20 protein-coding genes are annotated in these 18,186 nt (G+C 71.7%); 13 read left to right on the forward strand and 7 right to left on the reverse strand.

Going from position 1 to position 18,186, the window contains the following annotated elements:
* The first annotated feature begins 117 nt into the window (after positions 1-117).
* The 3 genes from groES to ACYVC6_RS07705 all read left to right on the forward strand — a co-directional run bounded on the left by groES (position 118) and on the right by ACYVC6_RS07705 (position 3,729).
* Positions 118-411, forward strand: coding sequence for a co-chaperone GroES (groES, locus tag ACYVC6_RS07695; RefSeq protein ID WP_460713326.1), 294 nt, complete (start codon positions 118-120; stop codon positions 409-411).
* A gap of 135 nt (positions 412-546) precedes the next feature.
* Positions 547-2,169: a chaperonin GroEL gene (groL, locus tag ACYVC6_RS07700; RefSeq protein ID WP_460712598.1), complete on the forward strand. Its 1,623-nt coding sequence runs from the start codon at positions 547-549 to the stop codon at positions 2,167-2,169.
* Positions 2,170-2,406: 237 nt separating this feature from the next.
* Positions 2,407-3,729, forward strand: coding sequence for an SGNH/GDSL hydrolase family protein (locus ACYVC6_RS07705; RefSeq protein ID WP_460712600.1), 1,323 nt, complete (start codon positions 2,407-2,409; stop codon positions 3,727-3,729).
* Positions 3,730-3,738: 9 nt separating this feature from the next.
* Here ACYVC6_RS07705 and ACYVC6_RS07710 read toward each other — a convergent pair whose 3' ends face one another.
* Positions 3,739-5,265: a hypothetical protein gene (locus tag ACYVC6_RS07710; protein ID WP_460712601.1), complete on the reverse strand. Its 1,527-nt coding sequence runs from the start codon at positions 5,263-5,265 to the stop codon at positions 3,739-3,741.
* Positions 5,266-5,376: 111 nt separating this feature from the next.
* Here ACYVC6_RS07710 and ACYVC6_RS07715 point away from each other — a divergent pair, with 111 nt between their 5' ends.
* The 3 genes from ACYVC6_RS07715 to ACYVC6_RS07725 all read left to right on the forward strand — a co-directional run bounded on the left by ACYVC6_RS07715 (position 5,377) and on the right by ACYVC6_RS07725 (position 8,245).
* Complete coding sequence (locus ACYVC6_RS07715) at positions 5,377-6,270, forward strand: GNAT family N-acetyltransferase (protein ID WP_460712603.1); 894 nt, start codon at positions 5,377-5,379, stop codon at positions 6,268-6,270.
* Positions 6,271-6,347: 77 nt separating this feature from the next.
* The gene (gene guaB / locus ACYVC6_RS07720) at positions 6,348-7,850 is read left to right on the forward strand and encodes an IMP dehydrogenase (RefSeq protein ID WP_460712605.1); all 1,503 of its coding nucleotides are present in this window, start codon (positions 6,348-6,350) and stop codon (positions 7,848-7,850) included.
* Positions 7,850-8,245 carry a hypothetical protein gene (locus tag ACYVC6_RS07725; RefSeq protein WP_460712607.1) on the forward strand — a complete coding sequence of 132 codons (396 nt, stop codon included), beginning with the start codon at positions 7,850-7,852 and terminating at the stop codon, positions 8,243-8,245. Before guaB ends, ACYVC6_RS07725 begins: the two co-directional genes overlap by 1 nt.
* 19 nt (positions 8,246-8,264) lie before the next feature.
* Here the strand turns inward: ACYVC6_RS07725 and ACYVC6_RS07730 are convergent, their stop codons facing one another.
* From ACYVC6_RS07730 to ACYVC6_RS07740, 3 genes are read right to left on the reverse strand one after another with little or no spacing between them, the layout of a single operon-like run.
* Positions 8,265-9,146, reverse strand: coding sequence for a ThuA domain-containing protein (locus ACYVC6_RS07730; RefSeq protein WP_460712609.1), 882 nt, complete (start codon positions 9,144-9,146; stop codon positions 8,265-8,267).
* 14 nt (positions 9,147-9,160) lie between these two features.
* The gene (locus ACYVC6_RS07735) at positions 9,161-10,885 is read right to left on the reverse strand and encodes an FAD-dependent oxidoreductase (RefSeq protein ID WP_460712611.1); all 1,725 of its coding nucleotides are present in this window, start codon (positions 10,883-10,885) and stop codon (positions 9,161-9,163) included.
* Positions 10,882-11,826: a gluconate 2-dehydrogenase subunit 3 family protein gene (locus tag ACYVC6_RS07740; RefSeq protein WP_460712613.1), complete on the reverse strand. Its 945-nt coding sequence runs from the start codon at positions 11,824-11,826 to the stop codon at positions 10,882-10,884. Before ACYVC6_RS07740 ends, ACYVC6_RS07735 begins: the two co-directional genes overlap by 4 nt.
* Positions 11,827-11,899: 73 nt before the next feature.
* Between ACYVC6_RS07740 and ACYVC6_RS07745 the strand changes: the two genes are divergently transcribed.
* The 4 genes from ACYVC6_RS07745 (at position 11,900) to ACYVC6_RS07760 (ending at position 13,855) form a co-directional block, all read left to right on the forward strand.
* A complete protein-coding gene (locus ACYVC6_RS07745; RefSeq protein ID WP_460712614.1) occupies positions 11,900-12,253 on the forward strand; it encodes an iron chaperone in 354 nt (117 codons plus the stop codon).
* 48 nt (positions 12,254-12,301) lie between these two features.
* Positions 12,302-12,907: a dihydrofolate reductase family protein gene (locus ACYVC6_RS07750; protein WP_460712616.1), complete on the forward strand. Its 606-nt coding sequence runs from the start codon at positions 12,302-12,304 to the stop codon at positions 12,905-12,907.
* A 100-nt stretch (positions 12,908-13,007) separates the two neighbouring features.
* Positions 13,008-13,556 (forward strand): hypothetical protein, encoded by a 549-nt coding sequence (locus tag ACYVC6_RS07755; protein WP_460712618.1) that lies wholly within the window; start codon positions 13,008-13,010, stop codon positions 13,554-13,556.
* Positions 13,556-13,855, forward strand: a complete 300-nt coding sequence (locus tag ACYVC6_RS07760; RefSeq protein WP_460712621.1) for a transcriptional regulator — start codon at positions 13,556-13,558, stop codon at positions 13,853-13,855. The genes ACYVC6_RS07755 and ACYVC6_RS07760 overlap by 1 nt, the downstream gene beginning before the upstream one ends.
* 13 nt (positions 13,856-13,868) lie before the next feature.
* On the opposite strand, the gene ACYVC6_RS07765 is transcribed toward ACYVC6_RS07760, so the two are convergent.
* The gene (locus ACYVC6_RS07765) at positions 13,869-13,991 is read right to left on the reverse strand and encodes a hypothetical protein (RefSeq protein WP_460712626.1); all 123 of its coding nucleotides are present in this window, start codon (positions 13,989-13,991) and stop codon (positions 13,869-13,871) included.
* A complete protein-coding gene (locus tag ACYVC6_RS07770) occupies positions 13,988-14,413 on the reverse strand; it encodes a Uma2 family endonuclease (protein WP_460712627.1) in 426 nt (141 codons plus the stop codon). The genes ACYVC6_RS07765 and ACYVC6_RS07770 overlap by 4 nt, the downstream gene beginning before the upstream one ends.
* A 111-nt stretch (positions 14,414-14,524) precedes the next feature.
* Here ACYVC6_RS07770 and ACYVC6_RS07775 point away from each other — a divergent pair, with 111 nt between their 5' ends.
* The 3 genes from ACYVC6_RS07775 to ACYVC6_RS07785 are packed head-to-tail and all read left to right on the forward strand — an operon-like array spanning position 14,525 to position 17,802.
* Positions 14,525-15,634: a GuaB3 family IMP dehydrogenase-related protein gene (locus ACYVC6_RS07775; RefSeq protein ID WP_460712629.1), complete on the forward strand. Its 1,110-nt coding sequence runs from the start codon at positions 14,525-14,527 to the stop codon at positions 15,632-15,634.
* A gap of 21 nt (positions 15,635-15,655) precedes the next feature.
* Positions 15,656-16,267, forward strand: a complete 612-nt coding sequence (locus ACYVC6_RS07780) for a hypothetical protein (RefSeq protein ID WP_460712631.1) — start codon at positions 15,656-15,658, stop codon at positions 16,265-16,267.
* A 47-nt stretch (positions 16,268-16,314) separates the two neighbouring features.
* Positions 16,315-17,802, forward strand: coding sequence for an alpha/beta hydrolase domain-containing protein (locus tag ACYVC6_RS07785; RefSeq protein ID WP_460712633.1), 1,488 nt, complete (start codon positions 16,315-16,317; stop codon positions 17,800-17,802).
* Here ACYVC6_RS07785 and ACYVC6_RS07790 read toward each other — a convergent pair.
* Complete coding sequence (locus tag ACYVC6_RS07790; protein ID WP_460712635.1) at positions 17,763-18,167, reverse strand: pilus assembly protein CpaE; 405 nt, start codon at positions 18,165-18,167, stop codon at positions 17,763-17,765. The two genes, ACYVC6_RS07785 and ACYVC6_RS07790, sit on opposite strands and share 40 nt — an antisense overlap.
* Positions 18,168-18,186 lie beyond the last annotated feature (19 nt).

Genomic DNA, 18,186 nt, shown 5'->3' on the forward strand with positions numbered 1-18,186 from the left:
CCGTTGGCACTCCGTGAGGTCGAGTGCTAGTTTCGACGTTGGCACTCTCCGAGTGGGTGTGCCAACTGACGTGAAACACCGATAAGCACCCAGAACCCGAAAGTGGAGGTCGACATCGTGTCGGTCAGCATCCAGCCCCTCGAGGACCGCATCGTCGTCAAGCCGCTCGACGCCGAGCAGACCACGGCCTCCGGCCTGGTCATCCCGGACACCGCCAAGGAGAAGCCCCAGGAGGGCGAGGTCGTGGCGATCGGCCCGGGTCGCATTGACGACAACGGCAACCGTGTCCCGCTCGACGTGAGCGTCGGCGACAAGGTCATCTACAGCAAGTACGGCGGCACCGAGGTCAAGCACGGCGGCGAGGAATACCTCATCCTCTCCGCGCGCGACGTCCTCGCCAAGATCGGCTGACCCTGCCGGACCAGCCGGCATAACCGCCACCCGATCGACCACGTGGGGTCGTGCGCCGACCGGCGTACGGCCCCGCGTGACGTACTACCGGAGCTGTCCCCAGCACCGAGATCCGTGAACCACTGAAGGAGAGCAATGCCGAAGATCCTGGAGTTCGACGAGCACGCCCGTCGCGCGCTCGAGCGGGGCGTCGACGCCCTGGCGAACGCCGTGAAGGTGACGCTCGGCCCCAAGGGCCGCTACGTCGTGCTGGACAAGAAGTGGGGCGCGCCGACCATCACCAACGACGGCGTGACCGTCGCGCGTGAGATCGAGCTGGACGACCCGTTCGAGAACCTCGGCGCCCAGCTGTGCAAGGAGGTCGCCACCAAGACCAACGACATCGCGGGTGACGGCACCACCACCGCGACGGTCCTGGCCCAGGCGATGGTCCACGAGGGCCTGCGCGCGGTGGCCGCGGGTGCCAACCCGATGGCGATGAAGCGCGGCATGGACGCGGCAGCCAGCGCGGTCAGCGACGAGCTGCTCAAGATCGCCCGCGAGGTCGAGTCGCGTGAGGACATGGCCTCGGTCGCCACGATCTCGAGCCGCGACAGCCACATCGGCGAGCTGCTCGCCGAGGCCTTCGACAAGGTGGGCAAGGACGGCGTGATCACCGTCGAGGAGTCCAACACCATGGGCACCGAGCTCGACTTCACCGAGGGCATGCAGTTCGACAAGGGCTACATCTCGGCCTACTTCGTCAGCGACCCGGAGCGGATGGAGGCCGTCCTCGAGGACCCCTACATCCTCCTCCACCAGGGGAAGATCTCCGCGGTGGCCGACCTGCTGCCGCTGCTGGAGAAGGTCATCGCCGCCGGCAAGCCGCTGTTCATCCTGGCCGAGGACGTCGAGGGTGAGGCGCTGTCGACCCTGGTCGTCAACAAGATCCGCGGCACGTTCAACGCCGTGGCGGTCAAGTCGCCCGCGTTCGGCGACCGCCGCAAGGCGATGATGCAGGACATCGCGACCCTGACCGGCGGTCAGGTCGTGGCTCCCGAGGTCGGCCTCAAGCTCGACCAGGTCGGGCTCGACGTGCTGGGCACCGCCCGCCGCGTCGTGGTCACCAAGGACGACACGACCATCATCGACGGCGGCGGCGACCACGCCGAGGTCGAGGGGCGGGTCAACCAGATCAAGGCCGAGATCGAGAACACCGACTCCGACTGGGACCGCGAGAAGCTCCAGGAGCGCCTCGCCAAGCTGGCGGGCGGTGTCTGCGTGATCAAGGTCGGCGCCGTCACCGAGGTGGAGCTCAAGGAGAAGAAGCACCGCATCGAGGACGCCGTATCGGCGACCCGTGCCGCGATCGAGGAGGGCATCGTCGCCGGCGGCGGCTCCGCCCTCATCCACGCCGCCGCGGTGCTCGAGGACAGCCTCGGCTTCACCGGCGACGAGGCGGTCGGCGTCCGCGTGGTCCGCAAGTCGCTCGACGAGCCGCTGCGCTGGATCGCCGAGAACGGCGGCGTCAACGGCTACGTCGTCACCACCAAGGTCCGCGAGCTCGGCGTCGGCAACGGCTACAACGCGGCCACCGAGGAGTACGGCGACCTGGTCGCCCAGGGCGTCCTCGACCCGGTCAAGGTCACCCGCTCCGCGCTGATCAACGCCAGCTCCATCGCCGGCATGCTGCTGACGACCGAGACGCTGGTCGTGGAGAAGCCCGAGGACGACGAGCCCGAGGCTGCGGCCGGTCACGGCCACGGGCACGGTCACTAGGCCCCGCGCGGCGAGCGCAGCGAGACGCGCGAGGCCGGCGCTGGTCGAGGAGGGCCGCTAGGCCCGTCTCGAGACCAGGTGACGTGAGGCTGGGACGCAACCCACGAGGGTTGCGTCCCAGCCTCTTCTTGCGTGGTCTCGTGACGGTCGCTGCGCGACCTCCTCGACCAGCGCCGCGCTCGCGAGTCCCGCTTCGCGCGACTCGCGCGGCGCTAGGCCTACCCACGGGTAGCGCGCGTGGCTAGGGTCTCCCACGGCGGGGAGGGAGACCCACGTCACATCGCACTCTCGGAAGGCATCACCGTGCACCCCTTCACGCCTCGCCCTGCCCACCGCTCGGCACAGCCCCGGATCCCCGCCGTCCTCGGCGTGCTGGCCCTGGTCGCCTCGTTCCTGACCCTCGGGCTGGTGACCGCGCCCGCCGCGCACGCCGACGGCCCCGGCGTGGGCTCGCCGTGGGTGGTCAGCCTCGGTGACTCCTACATCTCCGGCGAGGCCGGCCGTTGGGCCGGGTCGTCCAACAGCTCGTCGTCCTACGCCGACGCGCTCGGCTCCACGGCCTACTACGACAACGCCGGCGGCACCGCCGAGACCATCAACCGCTGTCACCGCAGCAAGTCGGCGGAGATCTACCTCGGCGGCGGCGTGAGCGGCCTCAACCTGGCCTGCTCGGGCGCGAAGACGGCGACCTACACCGACGGCAACGGCTACTTCAAGCCCGGCCTGGACTTCTACAGCAACGGCAGCCAGCAGGGGCAGGCCCGGATGCTGCAGACCTTCGCTGCCACCCACAACGTGAAGATGGTCGTGGTCTCGATCGGCGGCAACGACTTCAACTTCGCAAGCATCGTCCAGCAGTGCGTGCAGGACTTCCTCACCTCACCGACCTGGTGGAAGGACTACTGCAAGGACGACTCGTCGGTCACGGCCAACTTCACCTCGGCCAACATCGCGACGGTGAAGTCGCGGATCGCCACGGCACTGCAGAACGTGCGCACCGCGATGCGCAACGCCGGCTACGGCGACAGCTCGTGGAGCATGCTCGTGCAGACCTACCCGTCGCCCATCCCCAACGGGAGCGGCTTCCGCTACTCCGAGAGCGGCTACACCCGGCAGAGCACCGGCGGCTGCGGCTTCTGGAACAGCGACGCCAACTGGGCCAACTCCAGTGCCCTGCCGACCATCAACAACACCGTGACCGGCGCGATCACCCAGGCCGGCATCACCAACGCCAAGGTGCTCAACCTGTCCTCGGCCCTCAACGGCCGCCGGCTCTGCGAGAACACCGTGGGCCTCTACGAGGAGGTCGGCCTGACCTCGTGGACGCAGCCGACCGCCGTCAACCGGACCGAGTGGGTCAACCAGATCCGCACGGTGTCGACGTGCTGTTCGGGCAGCCCCTACTACATCCAGGAGGGGCTGCACCCCAACTACTGGGCCCAGCTGGCCTTCCGCAGCTGTGTCCGCCAGGCCTACAACGGCGGCGCGCCCCGGGGCGGCACCTGCACCCGGTCGGGCAACGGTCTGGTCAACGGCGAGCCGGTGATGTCCCTGTCTTGAGCCCAGGCCTCAGCGCCCGTGGCAGTCGGGCTCGAGGACGGGGCGGTCGACGCCACGCAGCAGCCACACGATGCGGGGCGGCTTGTCGGGGTTCCTGCAGCCCGTGCCGTGGGCGACGTACCGCTCGTCCACCAGCGTCCGGAGTGACCGGCCAGGGTCCTCGGCCCAGGTGTCGAACGGCACCCACTCGACCAGCCAGGTCGGGGCGTCCGGGCCGGCGACCAGCGACCTGAGGTCGGACAGCTCAGGGTCGATGGTGCGCATCGGCAGCGACCACAGGTGCTCGTAGGGTGACGAGAGCCCGCTGGTGAGCTGGAGGTCGGCGCGACCGCCGAACACGACGAGCGTGTCGCCCGGCTCGGCGACGTCGTGCAGCGCCTCGCCCGTGTCGACCTCGTCGAACTCCTGGAAGCCGAGGGCCTGGTAGCCAGCCCACCCCAGCAGCAGTACCAGGGTCGACGCGGCGGCCGCGGCGATGACCGACCTCATCGCCATGCCGCGCTTGCTCCGGCGTCGGGCCAGGAGGGCGGCGCACAGCGCCGTGGCCGGGAGCAGCGGGAACAGGTAGTCGCGCCAGAAGCTGCCGCCGAGCACCAGCCCGGCGACGTCGACGACCAGCATCGCGGCGACCGCGGCCGTCAGCGGGGCGTCGTCCTCCCACTCGCCACGGATGTGCACGACGAAGCCCCCGATGACCAGCAGCATCCCGGCACCGAGCGCGCTGACCACCAGCAGTGCTGCCCGCACTGTCTCGGTCTCGGCGCTCCCGGATGCGAGCACCGCCGCGGCGTCGAAACGGAAGCCGTAGACGGCATACCAGAGCGCGTCCAGGTCCACCCCGGCCGCGCGGGCCCAGAGGAGGGTGCCCAGCAGCGGGATCACTGCTCCGGCGGCGGCCGTCGACGCGAGGCGGGCGAGCCCGGCGAGGCTCAGCCGGCCGGCGAGCGCGCTGGCGACGTAGAGGACTGCGGTGAAGACCAGGCCACCCACCAGGTTCTGCTTGAAGCCCAGCGCCAGGCCCGCGAGCAGACCTCCGCCCAGGGCGAACACCCACGACCGGTCCCGGACCGCCAGCAGCGCGAGCCCCAGGCTGCCCATCAGGATCGGCAGCGCCAGCAGCTCGCCCTTCACCGCGACCGCGTTGATGGCGATGTTGCTGGTGATCGCGGCGACCGCGACCGCCGTCCAGCGGGCCGCGGTCTCGGTCGCGACCAGCCTCGCCACGTTGGCCGCCGCGACGACCAGCAGGGCGCAGGCCAGCGCCCCCACGACCCGGATGAACAGCGGGCCGCCCACGTCGTCGGCCCAGCCGTAGGTCGCGATGATCAGCGGCGGGCGGTCGGCGAAGTAGGGCCCGTAGACACTGGCCGGCCCCGGGTCCCAGGCGCGGGCGACGAGGAGGTAGCCCGCCTCGTCGGCGCGGATCGGCCTGGTCAGCCCCGGCAGCCTGAGCAGGAACGCCGCGGCGGCCGCTACGGCGATGGTCCAGCGCGAGTCGACCAAGCCGTCGATGCGCTGCGCCAGGCGGGTCCACACGCACGTCAGGTTCCCAGAGCCCTGTCAGGGATACCGAGCCGCCTCCTCGACGTTGCACTGCCGAAACACAACGGACCCCGACCGGCAACCTGTCCGGTTCACTCTTCAACCATGCTGTGGAGGGTCCGTACGACGCTTCCCGACCGTCCCGGCGCACTGGCGCTGCTCGCCGAGCAGTGCGGGCTGGCGGACGTCAACATCCTGGGGCTGCAGATCTTCCCGGGCGTCGAGGCGGTGACCGACGAGCTGGTGCTCCGGACGCCCGACGACTGGGGGCCCACCCAGATCGGCCGGCTGGTCGAGACCGCCGGCGGCCGAGAGGTCGTCGCGATCCCGTGCACCGAGGACGCCCTGGCCGACCAGGCCACGCTCTACGTCCAGGCGGCGCGCGCCGTGCTGGAGCGGCCGATGACGTTCCCCGAGGTGGTGGGCCGGCTCTTCGACGCCCGGCTGCAGGCGGTGGACGGCAGTCCGGCCGACGACGACGTCATGGAGATGACCGTCGGCGACGTCGAGGTCCAGGTGCGCCGGTCCACGGCCTTCACCGCCACCGAGCACGCCCGCGGGGCGGCGATGGCGGCGCTGGTCACCGACGTCCTGGCACGGTCGGCCGCGCCCGGGATCACCGGCGACTCCGGCCGGCGCGTGGGCAGCGGCGCCCCCCCGGCGTACGCCGTCGAGGGTGACTCGGTGGCCGCGCGGATCGACGACGTGGTCGTCGGCCGCGCCACCCTGGAGAAGACCGACGAGCCCGGTGTGCTCGCGATCGGGCTCGGGGTCGACCCGGCCTGGCAGCGGCGAGGCATCGGCTCGCGGCTGCTGGTGGAGGTGGCCCGGCTGGCGTTGGCCAAGGGCGCCGACGAGATCCTGCTGACCACCCGCTCGGACAACCAGGCGGCGCTGCCGATGGTGCTGGCCGCCGGGCTCCGCGGCCGGATCCGGATGGCCGGGGACCGGCTGACGGTCCGGATCGCCGTACGGGACCTCAAGGCGCTGCGCACCTGACGCCGAATCGGTGGTTGAGGTGCGAGCGCAGCGAGCCTCGAAACCACAGACGCCATCCGCGCCGATAGGATCGGGCAATGGAACTTCCCGACAAGTTCGCCGCGCTCGGGCTCACCTACGACGACGTGCTGCTGCTGCCGGGTCACTCCGACCTGGCGCCGGCTGACATAGACACGACCACGCGGCTGACCCGGGGGCTCTCGCTGCGCGTGCCGCTCATCAGTGCCGCGATGGACACCGTCACCGAGTCGCGGATGGCCATCGCGATGGCCCGCCAGGGTGGCCTCGGCGTGCTGCACCGCAACCTCTCGATCGAGGACCAGGCCTACCAGGTCGACCTGGTCAAGCGCACCCAGACCGGCATCATCTCCAACCCCGTCACCATCGGGCCCGACGCGACGCTCGAGGACCTCGACCGGATCTGCGGTGAATACCGGGTGTCGGGCCTGCCGGTCGTCGACACCGACCTGAGACTGCTCGGCATCTGCACCAACCGCGACCTGCGCTTCACCCCCGTGGCGGAGTGGGCGACCACCAAGGTCGACGAGGTCATGACGCCGATGCCGCTGGTCACCGGCGCGGTCGGCATCTCCCGCGAGGAGGCCACCGCGCTCCTGCGCAAGCACAAGCGTGAGCGGCTGCCCCTCATCGACGAGCAGGGTCGGCTCGGCGGGCTCATCACCGTCAAGGACTTCGTGAAGTCCGAGCAGTTCCCGCTCGCCTCCAAGGACGCCGACGGCCGGCTGATGGTCGGGGCCGCGATCGGCTACTTCGGCGACGCCTGGCAGCGCGCCACCACCCTCATCGACGCCGGCGTCGACGTGCTCGTCGCCGACACCGCACACGGCCACGTCACCCTGCTGCTCGACATGGTGCGCCGCCTCAAGGGCGACCCGGCCACCCAGCACGTCCAGGTCATCGGCGGCAATGTCGCGACCCGCGAGGGTGCCCAGGCGTTCGTCGACGCGGGTGCCGACGCGGTCAAGGTCGGCTTCGGGCCCGGCTCGATCTGCACCACCCGGGTCGTCACCGGGTGCGGCGTACCCCAGGTCACCGCGGTCTACGAGGCGGCCCTGGCCTGCCGGCCCGCCGGCGTACCCGTCATCGCCGACGGCGGTCTCCAGCAGTCCGGAGACATCGCCAAGGCCATCGTGGCCGGCGCCGACAGCGTGATGGTCGGGTCGCTGCTGGCCGGCTGCGAGGAGTCGCCGGGCGAGCTCATCTTCGTCAACGGCAAGCAGTTCAAGTCCTACCGCGGCATGGGCTCGCTGGGGGCGATGTCGAGCCGCGGCAAGAAGTCCTACTCCAAGGACCGCTACTTCCAGGCCGAGGTCTCCAGCGACGACAAGATCGTGCCCGAGGGCATCGAGGGCCAGGTCGCCTACCGCGGTCCGCTCGCCGCCGTCGCCCACCAGCTCATCGGTGGCCTCAACCAGTCGATGTTCTACGTCGGCGCGCGCACCATCCCCGAGCTGCAGGACAAGGGCCGGTTCATCCGCATCACCTCGGCCTCGCTCAAGGAGAGCCACCCGCACGACGTCCAGATGACCGTCGAGGCGCCCAACTACACCGGGGCCTGATGCTGCTGACGCTCACCCGCGACAGCGTCGCGGCCGGCGACGACGCGACGGCGCCCAACGAGCGGCGCGTCGACCTGCCCGACCCGGCGACCCTGCGCGACCTGGTCGCGTGGCTCGAGCGCGAGCGGGCCGGGGCGAGCGTGGTCGGCGGCGCCACCTGGACCCTGCGCTTGCGCGGGCAGGTCGCCGCGGTGCTGTCTCAGTCGCTCGCCGAGGTCGTCGTCATCGGTGATCCGGCGCTGCCGCTCGACCCGGCCGACAGCCCGCACCTGGAGTACCTCCTGGGGCTCGATCCGAGGGTCGTGATCAGCATGGTCGAGCAGGATCCGGGACGGACCGATCTCGACGCGCTCGCCCGCAGCAGCTGGCACGGCCTGGGTACGACGCCGCCCTAGCCGTCAGAAGGGTCCGCCGTCAGCGGTCCAGGCGCCGCCGGCCGTGCCGGCTCGCGGTGACCAGGCCACCGAGCAGGTGGTTGCGGAACGCGGGGTCGTAGTACATCGCGATCTCGTGGCCGAGCGCCGTGTACCAGGACAGGCCGCGGCCGACCCGGTGCTGCCAGCTCATCGGGTGGTCGCCCATCACACCGGACACGCCCTGGCTCGGGAACGGGTTCTCGGGGCCGGTGGGCAGGTTGCTGGTGTTGGGGTCCTGGGCGTACGACGACTCGTCGATGCTCAGGAGGATGCTGGCCTGCCCGCGCGGGCTCGAGGTGAACGAGTAGAACTCCTCGAACGGCACCTGCCACTGCTCGGGGAGGTGCTGGGTCGAGCGGTGTCTCGCGGACTCGCGCAGGATCGTCCCCGGCTGCTGCAGCGGGTGGCAGAGGAACCGCGCGCCTGCGAGCAGGCGGGTGTAGAAGCGCGAGGTGTATTCCGTGTCGGCGGCCGAGTGCACCCCGACCCAGCCGCCGCCACGCTTCACGAACCGGCGGAGCGCCTCGCGTTGCGTCTCGTCGAGCACGTTGCCGGTGGTGTTGACGAAGGCGATGGCGGTGTAGGCGCGCAGCGAGTCGTGGGTGAACGCGGCTGGGTCCTCGGTCGCGTCGACCGCGATCTCCCGGGTCGCGCCGAGCTCCTTGATCGCGCTGACTGCGGTCTCGATGGAGGCGTGCCGGAACCCGGTGGTGCGGCTGAAGACGAGGATGCGGTGCGCGCGCCGCTTGCCGGCGGCCGGACCCGCCAGGGCCGGCCCGTCCGCCAGCAGTCCGGCGGCAGGCACGGCCAGGGACGCGCCGAGGAGGGCGCGCCGGTTCAGCGTCGTACCAGTCGAGTCGGCGCAGCAGGTATCGGTCATCAGGTCTCCGGTTCTCAGTCTGCGGTCCGATCGGCCAGCCCGCGCGCGATGCGCAGCGCGTTGGCCATGATCGTCAGGGTCGGGTTGAAGCCGGGGAAGGTCGGGAACGTGGAGGCATCGGCGACATAGACGTTGTCGAGCTGGTGCAGACGCCCCGAGGGTGCGCACACCGACGTCTGCGGGTCACGACCCATCCGGGCGGTGCCGGCCAGGTGTGCGGTGTAGGTGATGCCCTCGTTGAGCAGCGGATACGGGATCGGCACCGTGGCGACCACTCCCGGGGCGGCCTGATGCGCGGCCTGCATCCTGGCGCCCAGCAGCGTCGCGGCGGCCTGCTCGTGCCGGTGTGGGGAGTAGGTGATCCGGGCCGCGGGGGTGCCGTGGAAGTCGCGCACCGCGGGGTCGAGGTCGACCCGGTTGGCGGCCTGCGGAAGGTCCTGGTGCACGAGCTGGGAGCCGGCGATACCCGCGTGCAGCCCGACCTTCATCGCCTGCTTCAGCCCGCTGCCGTAGCCGGCGTACGCCGCCAGCGTGCTGGCCCCTTGCACGGGCGGTGCGCCCGAGCCGAGCTGGATCAGCCCCCCGACGATGTAGGGCACGCCGAGCGCGGTGACCTCCGGACCGGTGAACGGCCCCACCAGGTCGTCGATCTGCAGCGTGGTGGACTGCGCGCGCAGGGGGTGGACGTTCTCGGCGAACGCCGCGCCTACCAGGGTGAAGTTGTGGAACATCATGTTGCGCCCGACCTGGTCGGACCGGTTGCCCAGCCCGTGCGGGTGGGCGCTGCTGGCCGAGAGCAGGAGCAGCCGTGCGGTGTTGATCGGGCTGCCGGCCAGCACCACGGTCGAGGCCGCCAGCCGGTGCCGGCGCCCGTCGACGTCGCGCCAGTGCACGGCCCTGGCCCGGCGGCCGTCGCGGGTGGTCTCGATGCGGTGCACCCAGGCGCGGTCGACGACCCGCACCCGCCCGGTCAGCATGGCCGGGTTGAGGAACGAGACCAGTGCGTCGCCGCGCGCGTTGATCGGGCAGCCGTGCCCCGAGCAGAGGCCGCACGAGTTGCACGCCGGCCGCCCGCCGCGGCGGCGGGAGTTGACGGCGGCCGGGTAGGGGTAGGGGTCCCAGCCGACGGCCCGGGCACCCTCGGCCAGCCGGGCGGCGGCGTACCCCGTCGGGTTGGGCGGCATCACGAAGTCATGGCGCCGCGGCGACTGTTGCAGCGTCCGGGCGGGCATCCTCGACCGGTCGCCCTGGACCCCGAGGCGGCGCTCGACGAGGTCGTAGAACGGCTCGAGGTCCGCATACGAGATCGGCCAGTCCGCGACCTGTGCCCCGTCGACCGGGCCGAGGTCCGAGAGCTGGCGGAAGTCCTGCTTCCAGAACCGCGGAGTCTTGGCGTTGTAGTGCAGGGTCGTGCCGCCGACCGCGGCACCGAGCTGGCCCAGCGCGCCCTGGGCCGAGCGGGCGACGCCGCGGCCGGCCTCGGCCTGGGTGCGGGTCGTGTAGGGCTCGAGCAGCGGGTCGGGGAAGCCGAAGCTGCGCAGGCCCTTGACCTCGTCGGAGCCGTACGTCGTCCGCAGCCTGCCGCTGGGTCGCTTGCCCAGGCCGGGCCGCAGGTTGCGCCCCCGCTCCAGCACCGTGACGTCCCAGCCCTGGCGGGCCAGCTCCCACGCGACCGCCGCACCGGCGGCCCCCGAGCCGACGACCACGGCCTCCCGGTCACCCCTGCCCGCGGCGGTCATCGAGCGTCACCCGCCCGGCGCAGCGCGGCCACCGCGTCGTCGTAGGTCGCCAGCAGCCCGCGCACGTGTTCGGCCACGGCCTGGTGGCCGGCCGTGGTCGCGGTCAGCGGCCCGAGCATCGCCTCCGAGGTGGCGAGCGCCAGCGCCGGCCCGAACCGCGCCACCACCTGCTCGATCTCGAGGAGTGGCAGCGGTTCGGTCTCCGGGGACCGGACCTCGTCAGGCGTGTAGCCGCGCGGCTGGCGGTCGCCGTCGAAGCCGATGACCTCCCAGCCGACGCCCTGATGGTTGCCGCCGTACTCCGGCGCGCCGAAGCAGGACTCGAAGGTGTGGGCGGTCGCCAGGCTGAGCATCGCCGTGACCGCCGGGTCGCTCGCGGCGCGCAGGGCGAGGTCGCGGGCCGGCGCCGGGAGGGAGGCGAAGCCCGGGGTGGAGGCGGCCAGCGCGTCGAGGCCGCGGTCGTAGACCTGCTGATAGCCCAGGACGGGTCCGAGGTGCTGGAGCCGGCCGCGGCCCCGGGACCCCTGGATCCGCAGCCGCCAGGCGCGTCGTTCGTACTTGTCGAGCGGCAGGAACTCGGCGAAGTGGTTGACCGGCGAGCCGCCGCGGTCGGAGAACGGCCCGCCGGCGTAGATGCGCGGGGGCTTGGTCCGGAACGCGCCGAGCAGGGCGTCGACGGCCTCGTGGCAGCGGGCTGCGACGGCCCCGGGCGTGCCGTCGTCTGCGGGCACGATCCGGTCGACGACCGCACGCAGCGTGTCCAGCCGCGCGGGGCTGAGGTAGCGGGCGCGGTCGGGTCCGACCGGCAGCGCGACCGCCGGGGCACCGGGGGCGCCCAGCACTGCGACGGCTGCCCCGGCCACGCCACCCACCACCACGGAACGGCGCGACGGGAACCTCGGGTGCGGCAGGTCCACCGGGCTCGAGGGCGGGGACGTCATGCCGCCCCAACGATTCGGGCGAACCCGCGTTATGAGGCGGCCGCGGCCCGCCCCGGCGCCTAGGCTCCTGACCATGACCGAGACCGACCCGGCGGTCCAGGCCTACCTCGACGGCTTCGACGGAGAAGTGCTCGCCCGCCTCGAGCAGGTCCGCGCCATCGTCGCCGAGGAGGCGCCGGATGCGGTCGAAGGCCTGGCCTACGGGCTGATCGGCTGGAAGCTGAACAAGAAGCCGTTGATCTACACCGGCGGGTTCGCCAAGCACGTCGGTCTCTACGCCACGCCCGAGGGGCACGAGGAGTTCGCCGAGGAGCTGTCGCGCTACAAGCAGGGCAAGGGCTCGGTGCAGCTGCCGTTGACCGAGCCCCTGCCCGAGGACCTCATCCATCGGATCGTCGCGTTCCGGGTGCGCTCCTTGTCGGGCTGACCCGTCGACCCCGTCGACGTCGAACCCGGACAGTGCCAGGCTCCTGGTGTGACCGAGGTGACGACCCGCAGGCGTCCCCACGTGGTCGTCCACCTGGCCGTCGGCCTGGACGCCACCGTGCGTGGGTTCGACGCCGACATCGGCGAGTACTACGGGCTCGTCGGCACCTTCCACGAGGACGTCACCCTGGCCGGCGCGGACACCATCCTCGCGCAGGAGGACGCCCTGACCTCCGGCCCGCCCGGCCCAGGGCCGAACCCGGACGGCGCACTGCTCGCGGTGGTCGACTCCCGGGAGCGCGTGACCGCCTGGGAAGCCCTCCGTGACGCCGGCTACTGGCGCGAGGTGCGACCGTTGCGCGGGCACGACGGCGGGCACGTCGACCTGCGTGCAGCCCTGGAGGCCCTGGCAGAGGAGGGCGCGGGGGTGGTGCGGGTCGACAGTGGCGGCAGGCTGGTCGGCGCGCTGCTTGGTGAGGGGCTCGTCGACGAGGTCAGCCTCCTGGTGCACCCCGCTCTCGGTTCGGGGCCGCCCTGGACCGACGGTGTGGGTGGGGTCGGGTTCGAGCTGACCCACCACGAGTCCCGCGGCAGCGGGCTGGTGTGGCTCCGCTACCTCGTCGTGCCCGGAGCACATGCGGGACTCGACTCATGACCTGATCCGCCGGATCTCGCGTTCCGGGTCCGCTCCCTGTCGGGCTGACCCATACTTGCCAATTTGGAAAGTTCGGGACATACTTTCCGATATGGAAAGTATGTCTGCACTACCGTCCGACCCAGCCAGCGACCTGGCTGCCGCCGAGGCCGCACGCCGTCGGCTGACCTCGTCGCTCCGGCTGCCGACCTGGTTCCACATCTCCCTCGGGGTCGCGGTCGCGGTCCAGATCGGAACGGCGGGGGTCGGGCTGTCTCAGGGCGGAGGACCGGGCCTCTGGGTGGCCGCCGCGGGCGTCCTCTTCTTCCTCGCCGTCGCGGGGTGCCTGGCGTTGCGGTTCCGCAGGCTCAACCGAGTCCGCGTCGACGGGCTGTTCAGCCGTGCACTGATGGGCACGTCCGCGCGTTCGTCGCTGGCCTACTGCGCCGGGTTCGCCGGCGCGCTGTGGGCAGCCTTCGAGGGGCAGTGGTGGTTAGCCGGCGTCGCCGCGGCCGCCGGTGGCCTCGGGTACGCGGTCAGCGCGCGGCTCTGGTGGCGGGACTACCTCCGCGACCCCGCGACGCAGGCCCAGGGCGAGTCGTGGACCACCCTCGCCCTGGTCGGGTGCGCCGCCCTGGCAGGGGCGGCCGCCCTGGTCCTCGCGCGCTGATGGCCGGGATCGACCCGCTCATCCACCCGCCCGCCCGGCTCCAGCTGATGACGATGCTGACCGCGGTGTCGGAGGTCGAGTTCGTGACGCTCAGGGAGGCGCTCGGCGTGAGCGACTCCGTGCTGTCCAAGCATGTCTCGGCCCTCTCGGGCAGCGGCTACGTCGCCAGTCGCAAGGGGGTCCTCGACGGCCGGCGTACGACCTGGGTCTCGCTGACCAAGGCGGGTGACCGGGCGCTCCGTGCCCACACGGCGGCGCTCCGGGCCCTGATCGAGGCCGTGGAGCGACCGCGCGCGTAGCTGCTGGGCTGGTCTAACGCACCAGGTCGGCGGGGACGACCCCGAGCGGGAAGGGCTGCTCGACGATCAGGGTCTCGGCTGCCGTGGCGCTGCCCGCCCCGACGTACACGCCGTCACGCAGCTCCCAGACCGTCACCCTCGGCGTGTCCGGATCGGGGTCGACGACCCAGTAGGACGCCACACCGCCTGCTCGTAGCGCGCCTTCTTGGTGTTGAGGTCGAACAGGCGGCTGCTGGGCGACAAGACCTCCACCGCGAGCACGGGAACGGCGGGGAGGTCACGGTCGGTGAAGTCCTCCCGGCGGGCGAGGAGGAGGTCGGGTTGGAACACGGTGTCGATCGCCAGCACGACCTCGAAGGGCGCCATCAGCGCCTCGAGTCCGTCCGGTGCGGCGTCGTCGACCAGCCGGAACACCCGGCCCACCGCTCGCTGATGCAGATGGCGAGGCGCCGGGCTCACGATGAGCATCCCGTCGAGCAGCTCGTAGCGATGCCCGTCATCGGGCATCGAGTCGAGGTCGTCGCGGGTGAGCGGGCGGGAGTACGGCAGGACCGTCATGGCTTCCATGGTGCCTCCTCCTGGCTGTCGCCCTCATGCATCGAGCCTCGCCGAGAAGGCCACTGCATGGCGTCGCTCATCCACAGGAGGCGGTCGGCATAGGCTCAGGCCGTGACCGAGATCGAGATCGGGCGGGCCAAGCGGGCACGCCGCGCCTACGCCTTTGACGACGTGGCGATCGTGCCCTCCCGGCGTACCCGTGACCCCGAAGAGGTCAGCATCGACTGGCAGATCGACGCCTACCGCTTCGAGCTGCCCATCCTCGCCGCGCCGATGGACTCGGTGATGTCCCCGGCCACCGCGATCGCGCTGGGCAGGTACGGCGGGCTGGGCGTGCTCAACCTCGAGGGGCTCTGGACCCGCTACGACGACCCGGAGCCGCTGCTCGAGGAGGTCAGCGGGCTGCAGGGAACCGACGCCACGGCCCGGATGCAGGAGATCTACAGTGAGCCGATCAAGGTCGAGCTCATCACCGAGCGGCTCCGCGAGGTGCGCGAGGCCGGCGTGACCGTCGCCGGCTCGCTCTCGCCGCAGCGGACCCGGGAGTTCGCCAAGACCGTGGTCGACGCCGGCGTGGACATGTTCGTCATCCGCGGCACGACCGTGTCGGCGGAGCACGTGTCGTCACAGGCCGAGCCGCTCAACCTCAAGGAGTTCATCTACGAGCTCGACGTCCCGGTCATCGTCGGCGGCTGCGCCACCCACCAGGCGGCGCTGCACCTGATGCGCACCGGCGCCGCGGGCGTGCTCGTCGGCTTCGGCGGGGGCGCGGCGCACACGACCCGCACCGTCCTCGGCGTCGCCGTGCCGATGGCCTCCGCGGTCGCCGACGTCGCCGCCGCCCGCCGCGACTACCTCGACGAGTCGGGCGGCCGCTATGTCCACGTCATCGCCGACGGCTCGATCGGCAAGTCCGGCGACATCTCCAAGGCGATCGCCTGCGGCGCCGACGCGGTGATGGTCGGGTCGCCGTTCGCCCGCGCCAGCGATGCTCCCGGCCGCGGCTTCCACTGGGGTGCCGAGGCCCATCACACCAACCTGCCGCGGGGCGAGCGGGTCCAGTTCGAGACGGTCGGCACCTTCGAGGAGATCCTGTTCGGCCCCTCCCGGGTTGCCGACGGGACCATGAACCTGGTCGGCGCGCTCAAGCGCTCGATGGCGACCACCGGCTACACCGAGCTCAAGGAGTTCCAGCGGGTGGAGATCGTGCTCCAGGCCTAGACCGACAGATTGGAGTCAGTCGTGATCCGGAAATCAGCAGTCGCACTTCTGGTCGCGGCGTGCGTCGTCGCCGGCTCCGGCGCGACGAGCGTCGCCCGAACCTCGAAGGCGCCGGCAGCGCCGCCCTCGCCGGTGATCGGCCCGGCGACGGCCCTCGGGGCGCCGACCGACGAGCGCGGCGGGGTCATCAGCCCGTTCGTCTACTGCGCTGCTGCGGGGCCGGTCGAGCCGCGGGTGCGCTGGGTCCTGACCAGCAAGGAGACGGGGAAGAAGAGGACCTTCCGCTGGACCGGCTCCTTCCCCAGCGTGGCGCTCCCGCGCGTCCCGGTCGGTCGCTACATCTCCTACACCGTGGCCCACTGCCGCGACGTCACGGCGACGCGGCGTCAGAAGCTCGAGGTCGTCCAGAAGACCCCGGAGACCACCATCTCCCGCGCGGAGTTCAAGGCGATCGAGGACGGGCTGACCCGTGGCGAGGTCAAGGCGATCGTCGGCTACGGCGGCGAGGGTGCCGGCCACTGGGGCAACCACCGGGCACGCACCTACGACCGGATGGCGTTCTGGCGCTGGAGCCTCGTCGTGTTCACCGACGGCCTCGTCACCGACAAGGAGTGGGACGTCCCGCACGGCTGACCCACCGGCGCCGTAACCGCGCCCACGTGACCGCCGTTACTCCCGGCGTGACGAGTCCACGCGCTCTCGGGCTCCTCGGGGCCGGCCTCGGCCTGGCGCTGGCCGTCGGCATGCTGACGGCTCCGCCCGGCGACGCCTCCTCGCTCCCGGCGCCTGCCGTCGCGCCGGCGCCGGCGCCCTCCGGCGTACCGCTCCCGACGCTGAGCAAGCCTCCGGACGGCGTGCACGGCCACCCGCTGTGGGACTCCTGGCACGAGCTGAGGAGCTTCGGCTACCGCCAGCGCGAATACCTCGTGTCCGGCACGGCCCGGGCCCTCGACGGCAGCACCGCGCCCTACACGACGCGCATCATCGTGTTCCGGCCGCGCAAGGAGAGCCGCTCCAACGGCACGGTGATGCTCGACTGGGTCAACGTCACCGCCCAGTTCGAGAACGCCGTGGACACCCTCGAGGCACGGGAGATGCTGCTCCGCGAGGGCTGGACCTTCGTCCACGTCAGCGCCCAGAAGGCGGGGCTGTGCTGCTCCCCGCTGACCCCACAGGCCTACGACCCGGTGCGGTATGCCTCGCTCAACCACCCCGGCGACCAGTACTCCGCAGACATCTTCAGCCAGGTCGCGCGGGCGATGCGCGCGCACCGGGGCCTGGACCCGATGAAGGGCCTGGCCGTGAAGCAGGTGATCGCGGCCGGGCAGTCGCAGTCGGCGGACAAGCTCTACGACTACATCACCCAGTGGCAGGCGCAGGCCGAGGTGATCGACGGCTTCCTGATCCATGGCAACGGCACGGTCAAGAAGACGTTCCCCGCGCCGCTCGACGTACCCGTGCTCAACCTGCTCTCCGACCGCGAGGCGGAGCCCGAGAAGCCCACCAAGGACCGCAACTACCGCCTCTGGGAGGTGGCGGCGACCGCGCACTCGGACTTCTTCATCGGGGTCCAGTCCGTCGACGGCAACGGCCCGCGGGTGGCCGACCAGCCGGCGGCCGACCGGGAGCGCTACGCCGAGATCATGGACCACGCCGGCAACTACGGCCAGGTGCCCGACCCCCTGCACGCCACTTGCACGCTGGCCGGCGCCACCATGCCGATGCACTACGCCACGAGCACGGCGCTGCACCAGCTCAACCGCTGGGTCCGCACCGGCAAGCGTCCCGCGCGCACCCCGCGCTACCAGTTCGACGGGACCGAGCTGGCCAAGGACGAGCACGGCAACACCCTCGGCGGCATCCGGCTGCCACCGGTCGAGGTGCCCGTCGCGCGCTACGAGAGCACGACCTGCAACCTCGGTGGCATCACCGTGCCGTTCAGCGACGCCCAGCTCCAGGAGCTCTACCCGACCTTCGACCGCTACCAGCTGCTGATGGGGCGGGCGACCGACCGGGCCGTACGCCGCGGCTGGCTGCTCCCGCCGGACGCCAGGGACATGATGCGCCGGGTCTGCGCGGTGCAGCCGCGCTACCCGGCCGAGCTCCGCGGCACCTGCACGGCGGCGACCTACGACCCGCCGAGGTTCGCGAGCAACGCCCGACCGTAGGCACATGCCGCGTCCACGTCGACGTGCCGGCTGTCGTCGGCCAGCGTGACGACGTACCCGCCGACCGGACCGCCCGCCTGCGCGAGCGAGACGAACGTGTCGCCGAGCAGGTCTCGGAGCTGGTCCTCGCGGGGCAGCCACACGGCGTCGTGCGCCTCGAGGCTGTCGAGGGCCCACTCGGTCGTGCCGTTGAACGCGAGGATCGGCGGGCCGCCCGGCACGTCCTGCTGCTCGATCACCATGTCGCTGAGCACGAACACCTGGTCGTCGAGGTCATGGTCCGGGACCACGAACGCGTCGCCCCGCCGGGGCTGCCAGGCCACCCCGGCCTCGCGCAGCGCCTGGGCCAGCTCGACGGAAATCACGCGACCAGTCTGCCGCGCT

It is taken from the genome of Nocardioides dilutus, assembly GCF_054779555.1.